Source organism: Streptomyces sp. NPDC005435, from assembly GCF_040703155.1.
In the GTDB taxonomy this organism is placed as follows: Bacteria; Actinomycetota; Actinomycetes; order Streptomycetales; family Streptomycetaceae; genus Streptomyces.
Window position 1 is genome coordinate 71,252 of record NZ_JBEXEQ010000014.1, and the last position, 21,599, is coordinate 92,850.

The window sequence follows — 21,599 nt, forward strand, 5'->3', positions numbered from 1 at the left end:
GCCATACCGTCGGCGGCCCGTCAACTCCTCGGCGGGCCGCTGGAGATGCCCAGCAGGACGGGCCCGGTCGGGTCCGCGACCATGTCCTCGATCGTCAACGGGTCCAGTGAGGCGAAGAACGCCTCCTGGGCCCGTCGCAGTGCGCCGCGCAGCCGGCACGCGGAGTTGAGCGGGCAGGGGGTCGGGCCCTCGCACTCGACCACGTCGCCCTCGCCCTCGAAGGTCCGCACCACCGAGCCGACGGACGCCTTACGGCCGCGCTCGGTCAGGCTGAGCCCGCCGCGCCGGCCCCGGCGGGCGTCGACCAGGCCGAGGTGCTGGAGTTCTGCGACGACCTTGGTGGTGTGCGTGTAGGGGACGCCCATGTCGGCCGCCACCTCGCGGGTCGTGGGGTTCGCGTCGGCACCGGCCACCGCGAGTCGCATGAGGACCCGCAGGGCGAGATCGGTGGAGCGCAGCAGCCTCATACCGGAAGCGTAGGTAATACGCATTCCCGGTTCAAATTATCCGGTTGTCACAGCCGGGCCTTCCGTCCCGGCCCGGCGGCCCCGCCTCCCCCACTACGATCAACTGGCCCTCAGTTCCCTCCTGCCGAAGGACACACCCCATGGGTCCGGTGAAGACCAGCAGCAGCACGGCCCGCAGCGCGCGCGTGGAGGAGATGCGGCGCGCCGAGCGGGCCCGCGCGCGGCGCAACCGGATACTCGTCGTCGCCGCGAGCGTGGTGGTCGTCGCCGGGCTCGCGGTGGGCGGGGTGGTGCTGGTGCGGTCCCAGTCGGACGGCTCGGACGGCGCGGACGGCTCGGGCAAGAAGGACACCGCCGCGAGCGGGGACGCCAAGAACGCCGCCAAGAACAGCGCGGGCGACTCGGGACACTTCACCACCGGCGAGGACGGCGTGCGGACCTGGCAGGGCAAGCTGTCGCGCACGCACGTCACGACCCCGGTGACATACCCCATGCACCCGCCGGTCGGCGGCAACCACAACCCGGTCTGGCTCGACTGCAACGGCACGGTCTACGACAAGCCGGTGCACGACGAGAACGCGGTGCACGCCCTGGAGCACGGCGCGGTGTGGGTGACGTACACCGGCGCGGCCAAGAAGGCGGACGTGAGCGCGCTCACGGCGAAGGTACAGCGGACGCCCTACTCGCTGATGAGCCCGTACGCGCACCAGGACGCCCCGCTGATCCTGTCGGCCTGGGGTCATCAGGTGGCGGTGAAGAGCGCGAAGGACCCCGAGGTGGACAAGTTCTTCGCCACCTATGTGCAGGGCGACCAGACGCCCGAGCCGGGGGCCGCGTGCACGGGCGGGGTCATGCGGTGAGGCGTGCGCTGACGGGGTGGGCCGCCGGGGCCGCGGTGCTCGCGGTGGTGGGCGCCGGGGCGGCGGGGTACGCCGCCGGAGGGGACGAGCCGCCGGCGCGTACGCCCACGACCGCCTCCGCCGACGCCGGGTTCGCGCGGGACATGGCCGTGCACCACCAGCAGGCCGTGGAGATGTCGTACATCGTGCGCGACCGCACGAAGGACCCCGAGGTACGGCGGCTCGCGTACGACATCGCACAGACGCAGGCCAACCAGCGCGGGATGCTGCTGGGCTGGCTGGATCTGTGGGGGCTGCCGAAGGTGTCGGCGGATCCGCCGATGACCTGGATGGGCATGGGCGACATGCCGCCGGGGCAGGACGGCGCGCTGATGCCGGGCATGGCCACCAACTCCGACGTGCGCAAGCTGAGTTCGCTGAGCGGGCGGAAGGCGGAGGTCTTCTACCTCCGGCTGATGACGGAGCATCACCGGGGCGGTGTGCACATGGCCGAGGGGTGTGCGGAGCGGTGCGTGACCGGGCCGGAGAAGCGGCTCGCGCGGGGCATGGTCGCGGCGCAGCGTTCCGAGATCCAGTTGATGGCCGACATGCTCAAGAAACGCGGCGTACACACCGGTTCGTGATCCGCCACGCGGACGAAGTGCTCAAATCCCCTTCGAACGGCGCCACTTGGGTTTCTCTTGACCCTTCCGTTCCCCTGACATGAACGGTTCATCACGAGAGTGGCCCCATCGTGTGATCGCTCCGCCGGTCCCAACCGCCGTGGGTCGGCGCGTCGCGCACGACGATCCGGCCACTACATGCGAACCGCATCGCAGGGGGTTTTATGAGATCCAACCGCGCCAGGACGCGCGCCGGTGTGAGCATGGCGGCGACGCTGCCGATGATCGCCGGCGCGCTGGCGCTCGGCATACCCGCGGCGAACGCCGCGGACGGCCCGGCCCGTGACGCGCTGGCGGGCACCCGCCCGGCCTGGGCCACGGCCAAGGCGGACAAGGGCGCCACCGCCGACAGCGCCCGGGTGCAGGCCCGTGTCTACCTCGCGGGGCGTGACGCCGCGGGGCTCGCCGCCTACGCCAAGGCGGTGTCGGACCCGGCCTCGCCGCAGTACGGCAAGTACCTCACGGCCCGGCAGGCCGCGTCCCGCTTCGGGGCGACCAAGGCCCAGGTGTCCGCGGTGAAGTCCTGGCTGAAGTCGGCCGGGCTCGACGTCACCGAGGTCACCGCGCACTACGTCTCGGTGTCCGGCGATGTCGCCGCCACCGAGAAGGCGTTCGGCACCCAGCTGCACAACTTCACCAAGGGCAAGCGCACTTACCGCGCCCCGCAGCGCACGGCCACGGTCCCGGCCGCCCTCAAGGGCGCCGTGCTGACGGTCACCGGCCTGGACAGCGCGCCGCACAAGTCGCACCACGCCGACCAACTGCCCGGCCCGGGTGCCGCGTTCAAGAACGCCGGTCCGCTCTCCTCGTACTACGGCGAGAAGGTCGCGACCAAGCTCCCGGCCGCGTACGGCCAGAAGATCCCGTACGCGATCAAGGGCTACACGGGCAAGCAGCTGCGTGCCGCGTACGGCGCGGGCAGCTACACCGGCAAGCACGTCCGCGTCGCCATCACGGACGCCTACGCCTCGCCGACCATCGCCTTCGACGCCGGCACCTACGCCAAGCGCAACGGTGACGCGGCCTGGAAGACGAGCCAGCTGCACCAGGTGCTGCCGAAGAAGTACACGCACACCTCGGCCGACGAGTGCGACGCCTCCGGCTGGTACGGCGAGGAGACCCTCGACGTCGAGGCCGTGCACGCGGTCGCGCCGAACGCGGACGTGACCTACGTGGGCGCCGCGTCCTGCTACGACGACGATCTGCTCGACTCGCTCAGCAAGGTCGTGGACGACCACCTGGCCGACATCGTCTCCAACTCCTGGGGCGACATCGAGGCCAACCAGACGCCGGACCTGGCCGCCGCGTACGACCAGGTGTTCCAGCTCGGCGCCGTGCAGGGCATCGGCTTCTACTTCTCCTCGGGTGACAACGGTGACGAGGTGGCCAACACCGCCACGGACACCACCCCGGGTGTGAAGCAGGTCGACACCCCGGCCAACTCCGCCTGGGTGACGGCGGTCGGCGGTACCTCGCTGGCCGTCGGCAAGAAGGACGCGTACCAGTTCGAGACCGGCTGGGGCACCGAGAAGGCGGCCCTGTCGGCCGACGGCAAGAGCTGGACCGGCTTCCCCGGCGCCTTCACCTCGGGCGCGGGCGGCGGCACCAGCCGTACCGTGGCGCAGCCTTCGTACCAGAAGGGGATCGTCCCGAACGCGCTGGCCAAGGCGAACAACAAGGCCGGCAACCGCGTGGTCCCGGACATCGCGGCCGTGGCCGACCCGAACACCGGCTTCCTGGAGGGCATCACCCAGACCTTCCCGGACGGCACCGTCACGTACGACGAGTACCGCATCGGCGGCACCTCGCTGGCCGCCCCGGTGATCGCGGCGGTGCAGGCGCTGGCGCAGGAGGCGCGCGGCGGCAAGGCGATCGGCTTCGCCAACCCGTCGATCTACCAGCTGTACGGCAAGAAGGGCGTCTTCCACGACGTCACGGACAAGCCGACCGGCACCGACCTGGCGGTCGCCCGGGTCGACTTCGCCAACGGCGTCGACGACTCCGACGGCCTGCTGACCTCGGTCCGCAGCCTGGGCAAGGACAGCTCGCTGGCCGCGGTCAAGGGCTATGACGACGTGACCGGTGTGGGCTCGCCCGCCGGTGGTTACGTGAAGTCGTTCAAGCGTCACTGACCGAGTGCGCTGCCGTGGGGGCGTGAGGTGTCAGACACCTCACGCCCCCACATCGCGTCGCTCTGACGATTACACTGGGCGCGTGCCTCAACTTCGTCTCGCCCTGAATCAGATCGACTCGCGCGTCGGCGACCTCGCGGGGAACGCCGAGGCGGTCGTCCGCCGGACCCGGGACTCCGCCGGGCGCGGAGCGCATCTCGTCGCGTTCCCGGAGATGGTGCTGACCGGGTATCCCGTCGAGGACCTGGCCCTGCGCTCCTCCTTCGTCGAGGCCTCCCGCGCCGCGCTGCGCGAACTGGCCGCCCGCCTGGCCGAGGAGGGCCTCGGCGAGGTGCCGGTGGTCCTCGGCTACCTCGACCGCTCGGAGACCGCGCAGCCGAGGTTCGGCCAGCCGGCCGGCGCCCCGCAGAACGCGGCGGCGGTGCTGTACCGCGGCGAGGTGGTCCTCACCTTCGCCAAGCACCATCTGCCGAACTACGGCGTCTTCGACGAGTTCCGCTACTTCGTGCCCGGCGACACCATGCCGGTGATCCGGGTGCACGGCGTGGACGTGGCCCTGGCCATCTGCGAGGACCTCTGGCAGGACGGCGGCCGGGTGCCCGCCGCCCGCTCGGCCCACGCGGGGCTGCTGCTCTCGGTCAACGCCTCGCCGTACGAGCGCGACAAGGACGACACCCGCCTGGAGCTGGTCCGCAAGCGCGCCCAGGAGGCGGGCTGCACCACCGCCTACCTCGCCATGACCGGCGGCCAGGACGAGCTGGTCTTCGACGGCGACTCGATCGTGGTCGGCGCGGACGGCGAAGTCATCGCCCGCGCGCCGCAGTTCGAGGAGACCCTGCTGCTGCTCGACCTGGAGCTGCCCGCCGCCGACGCCGACGCCCCCACCGGCGTCGTGGACGACGGGCTGCGCATCGACCGGGTGGTCCTGTCCGAGGACCCGGTGCCCGCGTACGCGCCGGAGTTCACCGGCGGTCTCACCGAGCATCTCGACGACGACGCCGAGGTGTACGGCGCTCTGGTGACGGGTCTGCGGGCGTACGTCGTGAAGAACGGCTTCCGCTCGGTGCTGATCGGGCTGTCCGGCGGCATCGACTCGGCGCTGGTGGCCGCGCTGGCGTGCGACGCGATCGGCGCGGAGAACGTGTACGGCATCTCGATGCCCTCGAAGTACTCCTCGGAGCACTCCCGGGGCGACGCGGCCGAGCTGGCCCGGCGCACGGGCCTCAACTTCCGTACGGTGTCGATCGAGCCGATGTTCGACGCGTACATGGGCGCGCTGGGCCTGACGGGCCTGGCGGAGGAGAACCTCCAGTCGCGGCTGCGCGGCACGCTGCTGATGGCGGTCTCCAACCAGGAGGGCCACATCGTGCTGGCGCCGGGCAACAAGTCCGAGCTGGCGGTGGGCTATTCGACCCTGTACGGCGACTCGGTGGGCGCGTACGGCCCGATCAAGGACGTGTACAAGACCTCGGTGTTCCAGCTGGCCCGCTGGCGCAACAAGGCCGCCGAGGAGCGCGGGGAGACGCCGCCGATCCCGGAGAGCTCGATCACCAAGCCGCCGAGCGCGGAGCTGCGCCCGGACCAGGTGGACACGGACTCGCTGCCGGACTACCCGCTCCTCGACGCGATCCTGGAGCTGTACGTGGACCGGGACCAGGGCGCGGACGCGATCGTGGCGGCGGGCTTCGACCGGGCGCTGGTGACGAAGACGCTGCGGATGGTGGACACCGCCGAGTACAAGCGGCGCCAGTACCCGCCGGGCACGAAGATCTCCGCGAAGGGCTTCGGCAAGGACCGCCGCCTGCCGATCACCAACGGCTGGCGCGAGACGGCGTAGCGCCGAACGGCGAAGCACGCAACGGCGAAGGGGCGCCCGGTCTTCAGGACCGGGCGCCCCTTCGTCATGCGGTACGGCGGCGCCGTCAGCCGACCGGCGTGCGCGGGCGGGAGACGCGCGGCGCGGGCTGCTCGTCGCCCGCCACGAGCAGCGGGTCGAACATGACGACCACGGCCGCGAGGATCAGGAAGACGGCCGGGCCGAGCAGCATGGGCAGCACCAGCGAGGCGGCGTTGTCGCCGAAGCCCGAGCCGCCGGAGTGGACGTGGATGTCGACCGCGGCCATGCCGGTGTAGTGCATGCCGGTCACGGCGACGCCCATCACGAGGCTCGCGAGCAGCGCGGGGACGAAGCCGCGGATGGAGACGGCGGCCCACAGCGCGGCCGTCGCGGCGGCCACGGCGATGACCACGGAGAGCAGGACCGTGATGTTGCTGTAGGTGATGGTGCCGTTCACCTGCATCGCGGCCATGCCGAGGTAGTGCATTCCGGCCACGCCGAGGCCGGTGATGATGCCGGCGGTGGCCAGGGTCATGGGGGCGACGCCCCGGTAGCCCACGATGAACATGCCGATGCTGACCACGACGATGGCCACGACCAGGCTGAGCACGGTCAGCGGGGCGTCGTAGCTGATGGTCGCGCCCGGGGCCGAGAAGCCGATCATGGCGATGAAGTGCATGCTCCAGATGCCGCAGCCGAGGGCCGCCGCGCCGAGAGCGAGCCAGGCGGCCTTGCGGCCCTTCTCCGCGTGCACGGTGCGGACCACGCAGCGCAGTCCGAGAGCGGCGCCGAGGCAGGCCATGAGGTAGGCGGCGAGCGGCGTGAGCAGCCCGTAGTCGAATCCGGCCGAGCCCTGCATCCGGGTCCTCTCCCTATTTCCAGTTGTGGCTGTTGTGCCTTTTGTGACTGGAGTGGCTTGTGTTGGTGATGTGAAGCTTCACGGGAGAGGGGGTGAACTTCAAGCCACTTTGGCTGGAACCGAATGAATGTTGCACAACTGTAGTTTGCGCGATCTTCACCGCCGTGAACGCTCACCGGCCTGCGGGACATACGTCGCGACCAGCCGACCCTTTCCGTTCGGCGTCGCGTCGGTTTGCTGGAGCTTCGCGGCCCGGTTGCGGTCCACGCCGTAGGCCACTCCGGCCACCGCGATACCGAGCACGGCGAGGACGGCTCCGGCGAGCGCCGGGGACGTGACGCCGAGGCCCGCCGCGAGGGCGAGGCCACCGATCCAGGCGCCGCCGGCGTTGGCCAGGTTGAAGGCCGCCTGGTTGGCCGAGGAGGCCAGCGACGGGGCGGCCGCGGCCTTGTCCATCACCATCAGCTGCAGCGGCGAGCCGGTGACGAAGGCCGCCATGCCGAGCAGGGCGACCGCGAGCGCCGCGCTCCACTCGGCCCGCATCATCAGCGGGAACAGCGCCAGGACGACGCCGAGCGCGGCCAGGCCGCCGAAGAGGGTGCCGCGCATGGCCTGGTCGGCGAGCCGTCCGCCGAGCAGGTTGCCCGCCGTCGCGCCGACGCCGAACAGGGCGAGCAGCAGGGTCACGCTGGCCGGGGCGAACCCGGCGGCGTCGGTGAGCATCGGGGTGACGTAGCTGTACGCGGCGAAGAGCGCGCCGAAGCCCGCGACCGTGGTGCCGAGCGCCAGCCAGACCGGCAGCGACTTCAGCGCGGCCAGCTCACCGCGCAGACCGTGCGCGGAGGCGTGGGTGTGGTCGTGCGGGATGAGCAGCGCGAGCGAGGCGATGGCGGCCAGGCCGATGACGCTCACCCCGAGGAAGGTGGCCCGCCAGCCCAGGTGCTGGCCCATGAGCGTGGCGACGGGCACGCCCGCGACGTTGGCGACGGTCAGGCCGAGGAACATCAGCGAGACCGAGCGCGCCTTGCGTTCGGGGGCGACCATGGACGTCGCGACGACCGCGCCGACGCCGAAGAACGCGCCGTGCGGCAGCCCGCTCAGGAAGCGGGCGGCGAGCAGGGACTCGTAGCCGGGGGCGAACGCGGAGAGCGCGTTGCCCGCGACGAACAGGGCCATCAGGCCGATCAGCACCGTGCGGCGGGACATCCGCGCGGTGACGGCGGCCAGCAGCGGGGCGCCGATGACGACGCCGAGCGCGTACGCGGAGACCAGATGACCGGCGGTCGGGATGGATATGCGCAGGTCGTCCGCGACGTCGGGCAGCAGGCCCATCATCACGAACTCGGTCGTACCGATGCCGAAGGCGCCGACAGCGAGGGCGAGCAGGGCCAGGGGCATGAGGGGACCTCTCAGAGCAGTGCCGTACAGGGGATGGGATCGCCTATGTTCCCGTACGGAACAAAGTCTCTCAGGTCCAGTATTCCAGCGGGTACGAACCGGGTTACGAGTCCGTGTCGAGTCGGGTCGGGACGCCGGGTCGGGACGCCGGGTCAGGACTCCGGGTCGAGGCTGATCCGGGCGGCCACCGGAAGGTGGTCGCTGTCGGTGCGCGGCAGGGTCCAGGAGCTCTCCGGCTCGACGCCCTTGACCATGATCTGGTCGATGCGGGCCATCGGGAACGCGGCCGGCCAGCTGAACCCGAAGCCGCTGCCCGCCGCGCCCTGCGTGGAGCGCATCTGGGAGGTGACGGCGTTCAGCGAGCGGTCGTTCATGGTGCCGTTGAGGTCGCCGAGCAGCACGACCCGCTTGAGCGTCTCGTCCGCGATGGCCTCGCCGAGGGCGTTGGCGCTCGTGTCGCGCTGCCGGGCGGTGAAGCCCGCCTTCAGCTTCACGCGCACCGAGGGCATGTGGGCGACGTACACCGCGACGAGCCCGTCCGGCGTGGCCACGGTGGCCCGCATCGCGCGCTTCCAGCCGAGCTTGATGTCCACGGAGTGGACCTGGCTCATCGGGTACTTGCTCCACAGCCCGACGGTGCCGACCACCGCGTGGTACGGGTACTGCCCCGCCAGCGCCCGGTCGTACGTGGCGACGGCGGGCGCGGGCAGCTCCTCCAGGGCGAGCAGGTCGGCCCCGGAGGCGGCGACGTCGCGGGCGGTGGCGGCGGGGGCCGGGTTGCCGGCGTTGACGTTGTGGGTGGCCACCACCAGGTCGCCGCCGGTGCCGGACTTGTCGGTGAGCAGCCCGCCGAAGAGGTTCAGCCACACGATGGCGGGGAGCAGCACCGCGATCAGGGCGGTGGCGGACCTGCGCACCAGCCCGACGAGCAGCAGCACCGGGACCGCGAGCCCCAGCCAGGGCAGGAAGGTCTCGGTGAGGCTGCCCAGGTTGCCCACCCGGTTGGGGATGCGCGAGTGCAGCAGCATCACCAGGGCGAGCAGCAGCGCCAGGACGGCCGTGACGGCACCCCGGCGCCAGATGCGCGGATCGTCGCGCCAGCCGCCGAACAGACGGTGCGCCAGGCGACGAAGCCGGGATGTCGGCCGCTCGGGTCCCGAGCCGCCGCTGTCCGTCTCCGTCATGTACGCCTGCTGCGCCATACCGTCTGCCTCACTGCCTGCCGTGCGCTCCGTCATCCCCCCGTGTGTGTCTACGACCCTAGGGGATGAACGGCTCCGTTCCGCCGTCCCATGACGGCCGTTCGGAAGACGAGGACGAACGGATGGGCCGGGTAGTTCCGTTACGGCCGTTACGCGTGGGTTCTGTGACCAAACGCGTACATCAGCGCTGCTCGGAGGGCGTGCTGACGGGGCGTAGGCCCGCGAGGACCGTGTCGACGATCACTTCGGCGAGGTCCTCGGGCAGGTCGGCGTCGGGGCGCAGGACGGTACGGGCCAGCATGGGGCCGACGAACATGTCGTTGGCCAGGTCCACGTCGATGTCGGAGCGCAGCTCGCCCTCGCGCTGGCCCCGGCGCAGCACGTCGGTCATCAGGGCCCGCCGGGGCGCTATCACCCCGGCCTGGTACGCGGCCCAGATGCGCGGGCTGCACTTCGCCTGGACGAACACGTTGTGCATGATCGCCGAGGAGCGGCTGACCAGGCCCCGGCGGCGCAGGGTCTCCAGCAGGACGACGAGGTCGTCGCGCATGGAGGTGCCGGGCAGCTCCGGGTCGGCGGGTTCGGCGGCGCGCATGACGTCGACGAACAGCTCCTCCTTGCCGCTCCAGCGGCGGTAGATCGTGGCCTTGCCGACTCCGGCGGTGCGTGCGACACGCTCGATGGACAGCTCCGCGAGGGGTACGCCCTCCTCCAGGAGCTTCATCGCGCCCTCCAGGATGGCGCGTTCCACGGCCTCGCTGCGGGGCCGGCCCCGGGCGGGGCCGGCCTGCGGGGGCCGGCTGTCGGCAAGGCTCACGTCGTCTCGTCCTCTCGCTGTGCTGCGGCAATTGTCCCGCAGCCGCCTCCTCCCCCGTTGTCGTACCGTCCCTACCCCGGTGTGTGGCGCGGTGATCAGTCCGCCGGCGTGATGCGGTGATCAGTCCGCCGCGGCGACCAGTTCCTTCTCGGCGTCCTTCTCGGTTCCGGCCGGCGGCCTGCCCGGCAGGAAGAGCGCGGTGACCACGGCGCCGAGCAGCGCGACGCCCGTACCGCACAGGGCGGTGATGTGCATGGCGTGCAGGAAGGCGTCGTGGGCCGGGACGACCAGGCCCTGGCCGCGCGGGCCGAGCTTCGCGGCGATGCCGAGGGTGGCCTCGATGGACTCGCCCGCGGTGTCGCGCAGGGCGGGCGGGAGCAGGCCGAGCTTGCCCTCGATGCCGTTGCGGTAGGCGGCGGAGAGCACCGAGCCGAGCACGGCGATGCCGAGGGCGCCGCCGACCTGGCGGAAGGTGTTGCTGAGCGCGGAGGCCGAGCCCGCCTTCTCGCGGGGCAGCGCCTGCATGATGACGACCGAGGTCGGCGTCATGATGTGCGCCATGCCGGTGCCCATGAGGAAGAAGACGACCTCAAGGAGCCAGATCGGCGTGTCGGCCTCGAAGGTCGCGAACGCGGCCAGCGTGGCGGCGATCAGCACCAGGCCGGCGGTGGTGGTGGCCTTGTTGCCGAACCGGTCGACCAGGAGCCGGGCGCGCGGCGCGAAGATCATCTGCGCGGCGGCCAGCGGGAGCATCAGCACACCGGACTCCAGCGGCGAGTAGCCGCGCACGCTCTGGGTGTAGAAGACACCGAAGAACGTGACGCCCATGAGGGCGAAGAAGACCAGCGCGATGGCGCTCATGGCGGCCGAGAAGACCTTGTTGCGGAAGTAGGTGACGTCCAGCGAGGGGTGGTCGCTGCGCTTCTCGAAGATCACGAACGCGGCGAGGATCACCAGTCCGGCGATGATCGTGGCCAGCACCTTGGGATCGGTGAAGTCGGCCAGCTCGCCGCCCTTGATGATGCCGTAGACCAGCAGCACCAGGCCGGCCACGGACAGGACCACGCCGACGGGGTCGAGGCGGCCCGGCTTCGGGTCGCGGGAGTCGGGGACCAGCCAGAGCATCAGGCCGAGGGCGAGGATCACGATCGGCACGTTGATGAGGAAGACGGAGCCCCACCAGAAGTGGTCGAGCAGCGCGCCGCCGGTGATCGGGCCGATGGCGATGCCGAGGCCGACGCCGCCCGCCCAGATGCCGATGGCCTTGGGCTGCTCCTCGCGCTCGAAGACGTTCATCAGTACGGCGAGGGTCGCGGGCATGACGAAGGCGGCACCGAGGGCCATCACCGCGCGGTAGGCGATGAGCTGGCCCGGGGAGCCCGCCTCGGCGGCCAGCGCCGAGCCGATGCCGAACACGATGATGCCGCCGAGCAGCACCTTCTTGCGGCCGAGGCGGTCACCGACGAGACCGGCGGTGAACAGCAGCCCGGCGAAGACGAGCGTGTACGAGTTGATCGCCCACTCGATCTCGCTCTGGGTGGCGCCCAGGCCGGTCGGCGCCGGGGTCGCGATGGTCTTGATGGCGACGTTCAGGATCGAGTTGTCGAGCACCACGATGAGCAGGCTCAGCATGAGCACGCCGAGGATCGCCCAGCGGCGCTTGTGCACCGCCTCCGGTATCCGGGGTGCGGGGACGGAAGTTGTCATGCGTTCGAGCCTAGGGCCATTTCAATACGGAACCGTCTCGTATCTGAATTACTTTACCCAGGTCTTACGCAAGGGGGGTTGTGCGGGGCCGGGGCGGGAGCGGGTACGGGAGCCGGTACGGGGACCTCCCTCTGGCCAGGTGCGGCACGAGGTGCCACCATGGAGGCGATCCGGGGACGCCGAAAGGGCGCCTCGAGATGACTTGTAAGGAGCCGTTGCCATGACGCAGCTCTCGGCTGCCCAGACGAAGCCCTCCGACGGCAAGACGCTGTACGGAGGAAAGGGCACCCGTCGCATCACCGTCCGCGACATCGCACTCGCCAAGGAGCGGGGCGAGAAGTGGCCCATGCTCACCGCCTACGACGCGATGACCGCGTCCGTCTTCGACGAGTCCGGCATCCCCGTCCTCCTCGTCGGCGACTCGGCGGGCAACTGTCACCTCGGCTACGAGACGACCGTGCCCGTCACCCTCGACGAGATGACCATGCTCTCCGCCGCCGTCGTACGCGGCACCAGCCGCGCGCTCATCGTCGGCGACCTCCCCTTCGGCTCCTACCAGGAGGGCCCGGTGCAGGCGCTGCGCTCGGCGACCCGGCTGGTGAAGGACGCCGGGGTCGGCGCGGTCAAGCTGGAGGGCGGCGAGCGCTCGCACGAGCAGATCAAGCTGCTCGTCGAGGCCGGCATCCCGGTGATGGCCCACATCGGCCTCACCCCGCAGTCCGTCAACGCCATGGGCTACCGCGTCCAGGGCCGTGGCGAGGAAGCCGCCCAGCAGCTCCTGCGCGACGCCAAGGCCGTCCAGGACGCGGGCGCGTTCGCCGTCGTCCTCGAACTGGTCCCGGCGGAACTCGCCGCCGAGGTCACCCGCGTCCTCCACATCCCGACGGTCGGCATCGGCGCGGGCCCCGACACCGACGCCCAGGTCCTCGTCTGGACCGACATGCTCGGCCTGACCTCCCGCCGCGTCCCCAAGTTCGTCAAGAAGTACGCGGCGCTCCGCGAGGTCATGACCGACGCGGCGAAGTCCTTCGCGGAGGACGTCGTCGGCGGGTCGTTCCCCACGGAGGAACACTCCGTCCACTAGCCACTGCGGCAACACCCCGGGCAGCCCGCCGATCTTCCCCCGTCGGCGGGCTGCCCGCCTTTGCGCCTAAGCCGGCGCCGCTCTCGCGGAGGGGGTGCCCGCCGTCGTGGTTGCTCACGTGGTGGTTGCGGTGGGCTTCGGGGGTGACGCTTTCGTCATTCCGGTGTGCTGGGCGGTCATGCGGGGTCACCACTCGTTCTGCCGGATACGGAATGCCCCGCGTCGCGGATCACCAAGAAGAATGTGGTCACGCCGGCCCGGAACCGCATGTGCCCGGTCTCATTTGCATGACCCATGCACCAGCCTTGTACGGCGACCTGGTCCTCGGTTTCCTGCGACCGCATTCCGCACGTCATGCACCATGCGTGGGCGGCACCCTGTCGCCAAGGGGTTTCCCTTGGAGCGCTTACGGGAACGTCCGTCACCAGTGTCGCGCACTTCCACCCGGACCCGCCCGGAGTCGAGTGCGATGGTCACCGCGACTTGCCGCCCGGGAGCGGCGGTAGCGTGATCCATCTCGGCTCCTGCCGGTCGGTCGGTCTCCGGGGCGGTACGTAAGGCACTCGGGGAGCAGGGCAAGAGCCTCAGGAGTGCGGCCAAGGAGTTGCACTACGACGTTGCCTGTTTGAGCCGTGTCCTCAATGGAAAGCAGGCGCCTTCTCCTGAGCTGACTCAAGCCCTGAACGAGTTTCTTGGACTGTCGCTCGAAGTCGAGTCCGCCTCACATCACGACGATGAAATGGATGCGTGGGAACTCGCGCGACGCGTCCAGACGAGCGATACGTCCGCCATGATTCAGGCGACTGCCCAAGAGGGAAGAGCGCACGCGCGGTTGGGAAACGCGTCGGATACGTATGCGGCCATCGACCGGGTACAGAGCATGTCGGCCGCGATGGGAAGCCCCGACACTCCGGAGCATCACTACCGATACGACCCCGCCAAGTCGCTGTCCTATACGGCGACGACCCTCGCCTGGCTGGGGGATTCAGCGGCTGAACCGTACGCCCGCGAGGTGATCAGGCGGCTGGGCCCGGGCGACGACGTGTCCACGTGGCCGCGTCGCATGGCTTCCGCGAATCTCGATCTGGCCCTGGTTCTGTTGAAGGAGAACCGGCTGGACGAGGCGTGTGATTCGGCGCGGAAAGCCCTCCTGTCGGGACGCGCAGCGCCGTCTCGTAGGCGCGATTGCCGCCCTCCGATTACTCCAGTTCACCGAGGCGGAGGGCATCCTTCATCTCGCTGAGCCTCGCGGCTGCCGTCTCGGTCCACTCCTGCGGCTGTCCAGCAGCACGGAGGGCGTCCTCAATCTCGCTGAGCTTCACGGAGGACAGCACGCCTGCCCGCTCGATCAGGTCGTCGCGGGACACGGTGGTCAGCCACGTGCAAGGGGTGAAGCCTGGACGCGGGAACGCGAAGCGCAGCACGCCTTCGAAGGGCATTCCTTCCGTGGCGCCCACAGTCACTTCGACGCCCAGACCGCTGATGTCGACGCCCGCCGGAGTAACGACCTGCATCGCCCGGAATCCGGACGCCTCGTCTCCCGACAGGAGCACGACCGGCCGTCGCTCATCAAACTCGGCCCACCAGACTTCTCCGTGGCGCATATGTCCTCCTGGCGCGATCTGCGGTGAGGGCGCTGTGAAAACAGGTGCGGCCATCGTTGATCATCGGTGGGTGAAGACTGAAGATCATGCGGTGACCGCAGTTCACAGCGTAGTGACCCCCGGCGCCGGGTCAGGGACCTAGGGGGTGTCCGACAAATGATCACCTGGCTGAAGGCGTGCACGCCGCCCGCCGCGCGGTGCTTCAGGCTTCCGCGCCTGGGGATCAGTACGGCTCCTCCCTCCACTCAAGGCAGGTGGGCCGGCGGCCGCGTCACCCGTGCTGTAGGACAGGATGCCGAACTGGCCGCCTGCGCCGACCCCGACCAGGAAGGTGTGGTCCGGCCAGCCCGACGACAGCCTCTGGCGGTCCAGGGAAATCAGCTGGGCCGTGTTACGGAGCGGGTCGGCGACGATCAACGCGTCGATGGCATGCGCCGAATCGAGCAGCACCGGCGCACTCCGGTGCTGCTCGGTGAACCACGCCTCTGTACCCCGCGGCATTCCGCTTTCCTCGCTGTCCTCGTGCCAGGCGGGCGGCCGTGGTCGTCCGTGGCGTGATCACCGGCAGGTGCTCAGCGGGGGGCCTTCAAGGTCGGCAACAGCGACGTCCGCAGCTCCCCCTCCCCACGGCATGACCGGGGCGGCAGAGGAACACGTCGCCGCACCCGCCGACTCGCCTCAAGTGATGTGCTGGATAGTCTCCGTGCCATGTGGAGAGAAGCCGCTCTTGAGGTGTACCCCGAGGCCGAGTTCCGGAGTCCCGTGCGGCGGGCAGCCCTCGTGGACGCGGAGCATCGGCTCGGGGGCGGGCTGCCGGACGAGCTGAGGGGGCTGCTTCTGGAGTCCGACGGTGTCGTCGGGCGCACCGCGGTGGACACCGTCTGGTCCGCCGAGCGGATCGTCGCCGAGAACCTTCTCTTCCGCACCGACCGTTCCTTCGCCGAGCTGTACATGCCCTTCGACGCTCTCCTCTTCTTCGGGGACAACGGGGGCGGAGACCAGTTCGCCTTCGTGCGGACGCCGGAGCGCCCGGACATCTTCGTCTGGGAGCACGAGACCGACAGTCGCCGATGGGTCGCACGGGACCTGAGGGACTATCTGGGCCGTTCACTGGCCAAGGGTGGCGACGACTGGTACCAGTAGCCGGCATCGGCAGCCCGTCGGCCTGGTCCCGCGACGCTCACCGTCTCTGTCGGTGGCTGTCGGCCCGCTGTCGGTGGATTGTCGGTGGGGCCTGTCATCGTCATCCCCATGACGCGAATCGATGAGAGTTCCGACGGGCGCCGGGTGACGGTCTCCGTGCGGGGGCTGGCCAAGCACTACGGCGAGACCAAGGCCCTGGACGGGGTCGACCTGGACGTGCGCGAGGGCACCGTGATGGGGGTGCTCGGGCCGAACGGGGCCGGGAAGACGACGCTCGTGCGGATTCTGTCGACCCTGATCACGCCGGACGCCGGCGAGGCGACGGTCGCCGGGTACGACGTCGTACGGCAGCCCCGCCAGCTGCGCCGGGTGATCGGCCTGACCGGCCAGTACGCCTCGGTGGACGAGAAGCTCCCCGGCTGGGAGAACCTGTATCTGATCGGCCGGCTGCTCGACCTGTCCCGCAAGGACGCCCGCACCCGCGCCGACGAACTGCTGGAGCGCTTCTCGCTGACCGAGGCCGCCAAGCGCCCCGCCTCCACGTACTCCGGCGGTATGCGCCGGCGCCTGGACCTGGCCGCCTCGATGATCGGCCGCCCGCAGGTGCTGTTCCTGGACGAGCCGACCACCGGCCTCGACCCCCGCACCCGCAACGAGGTGTGGGCCGAGGTGAAGGCGATGGTCGGCGAGGGCGTGACCGTGCTGCTCACCACCCAGTACATGGAGGAGGCCGAGCAGCTCGCCTCCGAGCTGACCGTGGTGGACCGGGGCAAGGTCGTCGCCGCGGGGCAGATCGAGGAGCTGAAGGCCCGCGTCGGCGGCCGTACCCTCCGCATCCGCCCGGTGGACCCGCTCCAGCTCGGTCCGCTCGCCACGATGCTGGACGAACTCGGCATCACCGGTCTCGCCACCACCACCGTCGACCGCGAGAACAACACGCTGCTGGTCCCGATCCTGAGCGACGAGCAGCTCACCGCCGTCGTCGGCGCGGTGACCGCGCGCGGCATCACCATCTCCTCCATCGTCACCGAACTCCCCAGCCTGGACGAGGTGTTCCTCTCGCTCACCGGCCACCGCGCCAGTGCCCCGCAGGACGCCGCGCCCGTCGACTCCGACTCCCGCGAAGAGGTCGCCGTATGAGTACCGCCACGATCAACGCCCCGGCCGAGGTCACGGCCGACTCCCGCATCACCCTGCGCGGTCATCTGCGGCACACCGGCGCCCTCATCCGGCGCAATCTGCTCTGGATCAAGCAGGACCCGGAGTCGATGTTCGACGCGCTGCTGATGCCGATCATCTTCACCCTGCTGTTCGTGTTCGTCTTCGGCGGCTCGATCGGCAAGGCGCTGGGCGGCGGCCAGGACCAGTACGTCCAGTACGTCATCCCCGGCATGCTCGCGATGATGAGCATGACGATGTCGCAGGGCGTCGGCACCGGCTTCAGCCAGGACTTCAACAGCGGTGTCATGGACCGGTTCCGCTCGCTGCCGATCGGCCGCGGCTCGGTGCTGTTCGCCAAGATCGGCGTGGAGCTGGTCCGGATGCTGTTCGCGACGGTCGTGCTGATGATCGTGGCGGTGCTGGTCGGCTTCCACATCACCAGCTGGCCCGGCCTCTTCGCCACGGTCGGCCTGTCCACCCTCTTCGCGTCCTCGATCATGTGGGTGTTCCTCACCCTCGGCGTCGTGATGAAGAGCGCGCAGTCCGTGCAGGCGATGGGCTTCCTGGTGCTGTTCCCGCTCCAGTTCGGCTCGTCCATCTTCGCGCCGACGAAGTCGATGCCCGGCTGGCTCCAGGCGTTCACCGACTACAACCCGCTGTCCACGCTCGCCGACGCCGCGCGCGGACTGATGGTGGGCGGTCCCGTCACACACGACCTGTGGGTGACGGTGGGCTGGTCGGTCGCGATCACCGCCGTGATGGCGCCGTACTCGATCTACAAGTTCCGCACCAAGAGCTGACCTTGGCGCGCTCAGACCAGGGCGGTGGCCTCCGCGAGGGAGAGGCCACCGCCCTCGGCGTACGCGGCCTCGTAGGCCGCCTCGTCCAGGGTCTCGCGGATGCTCGCCACGGTGAGGTCGTACGCCAGCTGCTCGGCGCCGGGCCGGATGTGCCCCGGGGGCAGCAGGGCCACGGCGGCGCCCAGACAGCGGGCGGCGTCCTTCGCGAGGTCCTCGTCGCCGGTGACGGCCAGGGCCCGGGCGGCGATGGTGAGGCTGAGGCTGGGCAGATGCGGGACGACGACGTCGACCAGGGGATCGTCGACCGCCTCCAGCGAGCGGCGGACCAGTTCCCGCGCCTTCTCCGCGTGACCGTCCACCGCGTCCAGCCACGCCTCCTGGATGAGGATCATGGCGTTGAAGACCCGGAACCGGCTCATCGCGAAGTCCTCGCGCAGCGCGCGGATTTGTTCCCGCGCCTCGGCCGTCTCGCCGAACACCCCGAGCCACACGGCCAGGAACATCCGGGCCACCATCATCGACTCGTCGAGCGTGGTCTCCTCGTCGTCGACGGCCGCGCGCAGCAGCCGCTCGCCCCGCTCCCGCTCCCCCGACTCGATGAGGGCGTTGCCGAGGCGGGCGCCGAGGACGGTCATCTGCATACGGGCGCCCAGTTGCCCCGCGTACTCCATCGCGGCCTCGTAGTCGGCGGCCGCCTCGCGGCTGCGGCCCTTGCGCTCATGGGCCTCGCCGCGCGCGGACAGCGCCTCGGCGGCGCCCCAGGCGTCCCCGAGGCGCCGGAAGATCTCCAGTGCCTCGTCGGCGTCCTGGGCGGCGTTCCCCGCCCAGGCGGTGCGGTTGGAGAACAGGTTGGAGCGCATCTGGAGGGCGCTCGCCAGCTCCCAGTCCCACCCCGGGGTCTCCCGGCAGGTGCGCACGGAGGCGTCGATGATCTCGGGCAGCCGCTTGCCGCCGTTGGTGAGCAGCTCCGCGAACCACCACAGCATGCCCGGGGCGCGGCAGGTCTGCGGCAGACCCGGCTCGTACACCCGGGTGACGACGCGCAGCCTGGCCTCCAGCTCGGGGTTCTGCCAGGCCGTCGGGTCGGTGTCGACGCAGGCGATGTGGGCGAGGTGCAGCCCGCGCCGCGCCTCGGCGAGGACTTCCCCGGTGAACGGCGGCGGGGCCTCCGTGAAGCGCCGGTACACCGGCCGGGCCGGCTCCGCCGACTCCGTGAACGGGTCGGGGCCGAGCGCCATGAGGTCCTCGCACCAGGCCCGGGTCTCCAGCCGCTGGTCCCGCATCTGCCAGTACCACAGGAGGCAGAGCACGAGGCTCAGCCCCTCCTGCTCGTCGCCGACGGCGATGGCGTGCCGGAACGCCGTGCGCAGGTTCTCGTACTCCAGCTGGAACCGCTCGATCGCCTCGCGCTGGCGCGGACCGCGCAGCAACGGGTCGGTGGTGCGGGCGAGTTCGCGGTAGTACGTCAGATGCGCGCGCTCGGCGGCGGGGCGGGAGCCCGTCTCGTCCAGGCGCTCCCCCGCGTACTCGGCGACGGTCTCCAGGAGCCGGTAGCGCATCCCGCCGCCGGGTGAAGGGGCGGCCACCACCAGGGACTTGTCGACCAGGGAGCCGAGCGCGTCGAGGGCGACGGGTCCGCAGACGGCCTCGGCGGCGGCGAGGTCGCAGCCGCCCGCGAAGACGGACAGGCGGCCCAGGACGTCGCGTTCGTCCTCGTCGAGCAGCTCCCAGGACCAGTCGACCACGGCGCGCAGGGTCTGCTGGCGGGGCAGGACGGTGCGGCTGCCGGAGGTGAGCAGACGGAAGCGGTCGTCGAGCCGGTCCGCGATCTGACGGGGGGTCAGCATGCGGAGCCGGGCGGCCGCCAGCTCGATCGCGAGCGGCAGACCGTCGAGCCGGAGGCAGATCTCGGCGCACGCCTCAAGGTCGTCCTCGACACGGAAGCCGGGCCGGGCGGCGGCGCCCCGGTGGCCGAGCAGCCGTAGCGCGACCGGCTCCGGCAGCGGCTCCACCGGACGCACCAACTCCCCTGGTACGCCGAGGGGTTCACGGCTGGTGGCGAGCACGGTCAGCCCGGGGCAGGCGGCCAGGAGGCGCTGGGCGAGCCGGGCGGCGGCGTCCACCACGTGTTCGCAGTTGTCGAGGATGAGCAGCATCCGGCGCCGTGCGCAGTACTCCACCAGCCGCTCGACGGGGTCGCCGGAGCGCTCGGAGGCGGCGCGGGCGCCCTCGACGCCGGCGCCGTGCAGCACGGTCTCGCGGGCGCCGATCGCGGTGAGCACGGCCTGGGGCACGGCCTCGGGCTCGTCCACGGGCGCGAGTTCGGCGAGCCAGACCCCGTCGCGGGCGGTGTCCCGGACCGCCTGGGCGGCCTCCTGGGAGAGCCGGGTCTTGCCCGCGCCGCCGGGGCCGAGCAGGGTGACCAGGCGGGAGGCGGCGAGGTCGGCGCCGATGGCCGCGATGTCGCTCTCGCGGCCGACGAAGGAGGTGAGCCGGGCGGGCAGGTTGCCCGGCACGGGACGCGGGGCGGCGGCCGGGGCCGGTCTCGGCGGCGCCGGAGCGTCCTCGGTCAGCAACTCGGTGTGCAGCGCGCGCAGTTCGGGCCCGGGGTCGGAGCCGAGCCGGTCGGCGAGGAGCTGCCGTACCTCCTCGTAGGCGGCCAGCGCCTGGGCGGGGCGGCCCGCGTCGCGCAGGGCGCGCAGGCGCAGGGCCTGGAGGGGTTCGTCCAGCGGGTGGCCGTCGCACAGGGCGGCCAGTTCGGGCAGGGAGTTCTCGGCCTCGCCGAGGGCGAGGGCGGCGGTGTGCCGGGCGCGCAGGGCGTCCAGGCGGCGCGCCTCCCAGCGGGCGGCCTCGGCGGTGCGGTCGGGCAGGTCGGCGACGACCTGGCCCTGCCAGAGGGCGAGGGCGTCGTCGAGGACGCCTGCGGCCTTGGCCGGGTCGCCGTCGGCGAGGGCGCCGAGGCCGTCGGCGGTCAGCCGGTCGAAGCGGGTGAGGTCGATGTCGTCGGGGGTGGCGGCGAGCCGGTAGCCGCCGTCGGCGGAGGCGATCGCGTCGGCGCCGAGGGCGCGGCGCAGGCGGCCGATCAGCGCCTGGAGGGCGCCGGCCGCGTCGGCGGGCGGGTCGGCGCCCCACACCTCGTCCACGAGGACGGCGGCGGGTACGGTACGCCCGGCCCGCAGCGCGAGCACGGTCAGCAGGGCACGCAGCCGCGCCCCGCCGACGGGGACGGCCGTGCCGTCGGGGCGGAGTGCCTGGGTGGTGCCGAGAAGCCGATAGCGCACGGGGTTCATTGTCTCCGGTCGCCCCGGCGGGGCCGTCGGCGGGCACGGGGTGCCGGGCGTGGGGGTCCGGCGGGGGCGTCCGGAACCTCCAGGGTGACGAGGGCGCCGGAGGTGCGGTGGACCAGGGTGCCGGACTTCCCGGCGCCGGGCCCCTCGGTGCCGGGCTTCCCGATGCCGGGCTCCCCGACGTCCGGCTCCTCGGTGTCCGGCTCCTCAGTGTCCGGCGTGAACCACTTCGGGCAGGCGTCCACCGCCTCCAGCGTCACGGAGCCGGGCACCGGCTGGTGGGTGGGCGACTCCTCCGGGCGGTACAGATAGGTCACGTGGACCAGTTCGACCGCGCGGACCGTGCCCTCGGTCGCCGGACCCCGCCCGCCGTGGTTCTCCACCCAGGCCCCGGCGCCGTAACCGCAGCCCGGGTCGCCGGCCTTCTTCACGGGGACGAGGTTCCAGCCGACGCGGTCGCCGACCGAGAAGGGGTCGCCGCAGCACCCCATCTGCCAGTCCTCGTAGAAGACCTTCATCAGTGCCATCCTCCCAGCCTCGCGGAACCGGGGGCCGGTGGCGAGGCGTTTTCCCGGCGAG

Annotated in this window: 19 protein-coding genes; 9 read left to right on the forward strand and 10 right to left on the reverse strand. The window is 71.3% G+C overall.

Features of this window, described 5'->3' with window-relative positions:
- Positions 1–20 precede the first annotated feature (20 nt).
- Positions 21–467, reverse strand: coding sequence for an Rrf2 family transcriptional regulator (locus AB0898_RS19315; protein ID WP_366804149.1), 447 nt, complete (start codon positions 465–467; stop codon positions 21–23).
- A gap of 140 nt (positions 468–607) precedes the next feature.
- On the opposite strand from AB0898_RS19315, the gene AB0898_RS19320 reads away from it, so the two are divergent.
- From AB0898_RS19320 to AB0898_RS19335, 4 genes are all read left to right on the forward strand, one after another.
- Positions 608–1,327, forward strand: coding sequence for a DUF3105 domain-containing protein (locus AB0898_RS19320; protein WP_366804150.1), 720 nt, complete (start codon positions 608–610; stop codon positions 1,325–1,327).
- Positions 1,324–1,950, forward strand: coding sequence for a DUF305 domain-containing protein (locus AB0898_RS19325; RefSeq protein WP_366804151.1), 627 nt, complete (start codon positions 1,324–1,326; stop codon positions 1,948–1,950). Before AB0898_RS19320 ends, AB0898_RS19325 begins: the two co-directional genes overlap by 4 nt.
- 203 nt (positions 1,951–2,153) lie before the next feature.
- Positions 2,154–4,121 carry a S53 family peptidase gene (locus AB0898_RS19330; protein WP_366804152.1) on the forward strand — a complete coding sequence of 656 codons (1,968 nt, stop codon included), beginning with the start codon at positions 2,154–2,156 and terminating at the stop codon, positions 4,119–4,121.
- A gap of 82 nt (positions 4,122–4,203) precedes the next feature.
- The gene (locus tag AB0898_RS19335) at positions 4,204–5,958 is read left to right on the forward strand and encodes an NAD+ synthase (RefSeq protein WP_366804153.1); all 1,755 of its coding nucleotides are present in this window, start codon (positions 4,204–4,206) and stop codon (positions 5,956–5,958) included.
- An 85-nt stretch (positions 5,959–6,043) separates the two neighbouring features.
- Here AB0898_RS19335 and AB0898_RS19340 read toward each other — a convergent pair whose 3' ends face one another.
- The 5 genes from AB0898_RS19340 to AB0898_RS19360 all read right to left on the reverse strand — a co-directional run bounded on the left by AB0898_RS19340 (position 6,044) and on the right by AB0898_RS19360 (position 11,941).
- A complete protein-coding gene (locus AB0898_RS19340) occupies positions 6,044–6,817 on the reverse strand; it encodes an MHYT domain-containing protein (RefSeq protein WP_366804154.1) in 774 nt (257 codons plus the stop codon).
- A 156-nt stretch (positions 6,818–6,973) separates the two neighbouring features.
- Positions 6,974–8,215 (reverse strand): MFS transporter, encoded by a 1,242-nt coding sequence (locus tag AB0898_RS19345; protein WP_366804155.1) that lies wholly within the window; start codon positions 8,213–8,215, stop codon positions 6,974–6,976.
- 152 nt (positions 8,216–8,367) lie between these two features.
- Entirely contained in the window at positions 8,368–9,417 is a 1,050-nt protein-coding gene (locus AB0898_RS19350; RefSeq protein ID WP_366804156.1) for an endonuclease/exonuclease/phosphatase family protein, read from the reverse strand.
- A 181-nt stretch (positions 9,418–9,598) separates the two neighbouring features.
- Complete coding sequence (locus AB0898_RS19355; RefSeq protein ID WP_366804157.1) at positions 9,599–10,234, reverse strand: TetR/AcrR family transcriptional regulator; 636 nt, start codon at positions 10,232–10,234, stop codon at positions 9,599–9,601.
- Between the two features lie 120 nt (positions 10,235–10,354).
- Positions 10,355–11,941 (reverse strand): MFS transporter, encoded by a 1,587-nt coding sequence (locus tag AB0898_RS19360; RefSeq protein WP_366804158.1) that lies wholly within the window; start codon positions 11,939–11,941, stop codon positions 10,355–10,357.
- A 220-nt stretch (positions 11,942–12,161) separates the two neighbouring features.
- On the opposite strand from AB0898_RS19360, the gene panB reads away from it, so the two are divergent.
- Both panB and AB0898_RS19370 read left to right on the forward strand, forming a co-directional pair.
- A complete protein-coding gene (panB, locus tag AB0898_RS19365; protein WP_366804159.1) occupies positions 12,162–13,025 on the forward strand; it encodes a 3-methyl-2-oxobutanoate hydroxymethyltransferase in 864 nt (287 codons plus the stop codon).
- 514 nt (positions 13,026–13,539) lie between these two features.
- A complete protein-coding gene (locus tag AB0898_RS19370; RefSeq protein ID WP_366804295.1) occupies positions 13,540–14,268 on the forward strand; it encodes a helix-turn-helix transcriptional regulator in 729 nt (242 codons plus the stop codon).
- Here the strand turns inward: AB0898_RS19370 and AB0898_RS19375 are convergent.
- Entirely contained in the window at positions 14,225–14,629 is a 405-nt protein-coding gene (locus AB0898_RS19375; protein WP_366804160.1) for a type II toxin-antitoxin system PemK/MazF family toxin, read from the reverse strand. The genes AB0898_RS19370 and AB0898_RS19375 overlap by 44 nt on opposite strands.
- A 138-nt stretch (positions 14,630–14,767) precedes the next feature.
- Positions 14,768–15,079, reverse strand: a complete 312-nt coding sequence (locus AB0898_RS19380; RefSeq protein WP_366804161.1) for a hypothetical protein — start codon at positions 15,077–15,079, stop codon at positions 14,768–14,770.
- Between the two features lie 258 nt (positions 15,080–15,337).
- On the opposite strand from AB0898_RS19380, the gene AB0898_RS19385 reads away from it, so the two are divergent.
- From AB0898_RS19385 to AB0898_RS19395, 3 genes are all read left to right on the forward strand, one after another.
- Positions 15,338–15,772, forward strand: coding sequence for an SMI1/KNR4 family protein (locus tag AB0898_RS19385; protein ID WP_366804162.1), 435 nt, complete (start codon positions 15,338–15,340; stop codon positions 15,770–15,772).
- Positions 15,773–15,880: 108 nt separating this feature from the next.
- Positions 15,881–16,912, forward strand: coding sequence for an ATP-binding cassette domain-containing protein (locus tag AB0898_RS19390; RefSeq protein WP_366804163.1), 1,032 nt, complete (start codon positions 15,881–15,883; stop codon positions 16,910–16,912).
- On the forward strand, positions 16,909–17,733 hold the full coding sequence (locus AB0898_RS19395; protein ID WP_366804164.1) for an ABC transporter permease: 825 nt from the start codon (positions 16,909–16,911) through the stop codon (positions 17,731–17,733). Before AB0898_RS19390 ends, AB0898_RS19395 begins: the two co-directional genes overlap by 4 nt.
- A gap of 11 nt (positions 17,734–17,744) precedes the next feature.
- On the opposite strand, the gene AB0898_RS19400 is transcribed toward AB0898_RS19395, so the two are convergent.
- Entirely contained in the window at positions 17,745–21,023 is a 3,279-nt protein-coding gene (locus AB0898_RS19400; RefSeq protein WP_366804166.1) for a BTAD domain-containing putative transcriptional regulator, read from the reverse strand.
- Positions 21,020–21,547 (reverse strand): DUF6578 domain-containing protein, encoded by a 528-nt coding sequence (locus tag AB0898_RS19405; protein WP_366804167.1) that lies wholly within the window; start codon positions 21,545–21,547, stop codon positions 21,020–21,022. The genes AB0898_RS19400 and AB0898_RS19405 overlap by 4 nt, the downstream gene beginning before the upstream one ends.
- Positions 21,548–21,599: the final 52 nt, after the last annotated feature.

What these genes read in the sequence shown, in the direction of transcription:
- AB0898_RS19315 (WP_366804149.1), bottom strand. Translation starts at nt 467, where the DNA reads ATGAGGCTGCTGCGCTCCACCGATCTCGCCCTGCGGGTCCTCATGCGA.
- AB0898_RS19320 (WP_366804150.1), top strand. Translation starts at nt 608, where the DNA reads ATGGGTCCGGTGAAGACCAGCAGCAGCACGGCCCGCAGCGCGCGCGTG.
- AB0898_RS19330 (WP_366804152.1), top strand. Translation starts at nt 2,154, where the DNA reads ATGAGATCCAACCGCGCCAGGACGCGCGCCGGTGTGAGCATGGCGGCG.
- AB0898_RS19340 (WP_366804154.1), bottom strand. Translation starts at nt 6,817, where the DNA reads ATGCAGGGCTCGGCCGGATTCGACTACGGGCTGCTCACGCCGCTCGCC.
- AB0898_RS19345 (WP_366804155.1), bottom strand. Translation starts at nt 8,215, where the DNA reads ATGCCCCTGGCCCTGCTCGCCCTCGCTGTCGGCGCCTTCGGCATCGGT.
- AB0898_RS19350 (WP_366804156.1), bottom strand. Translation starts at nt 9,417, where the DNA reads ATGGCGCAGCAGGCGTACATGACGGAGACGGACAGCGGCGGCTCGGGA.
- AB0898_RS19360 (WP_366804158.1), bottom strand. Translation starts at nt 11,941, where the DNA reads ATGACAACTTCCGTCCCCGCACCCCGGATACCGGAGGCGGTGCACAAG.
- panB (WP_366804159.1), top strand. Translation starts at nt 12,162, where the DNA reads ATGACGCAGCTCTCGGCTGCCCAGACGAAGCCCTCCGACGGCAAGACG.
- AB0898_RS19375 (WP_366804160.1), bottom strand. Translation starts at nt 14,629, where the DNA reads ATGCGCCACGGAGAAGTCTGGTGGGCCGAGTTTGATGAGCGACGGCCG.
- AB0898_RS19385 (WP_366804162.1), top strand. Translation starts at nt 15,338, where the DNA reads ATGTGGAGAGAAGCCGCTCTTGAGGTGTACCCCGAGGCCGAGTTCCGG.
- AB0898_RS19390 (WP_366804163.1), top strand. Translation starts at nt 15,881, where the DNA reads ATGACGCGAATCGATGAGAGTTCCGACGGGCGCCGGGTGACGGTCTCC.
- AB0898_RS19395 (WP_366804164.1), top strand. Translation starts at nt 16,909, where the DNA reads ATGAGTACCGCCACGATCAACGCCCCGGCCGAGGTCACGGCCGACTCC.
- AB0898_RS19400 (WP_366804166.1), bottom strand. Translation starts at nt 21,023, where the DNA reads ATGAACCCCGTGCGCTATCGGCTTCTCGGCACCACCCAGGCACTCCGC.
- AB0898_RS19405 (WP_366804167.1), bottom strand. Translation starts at nt 21,547, where the DNA reads ATGGCACTGATGAAGGTCTTCTACGAGGACTGGCAGATGGGGTGCTGC.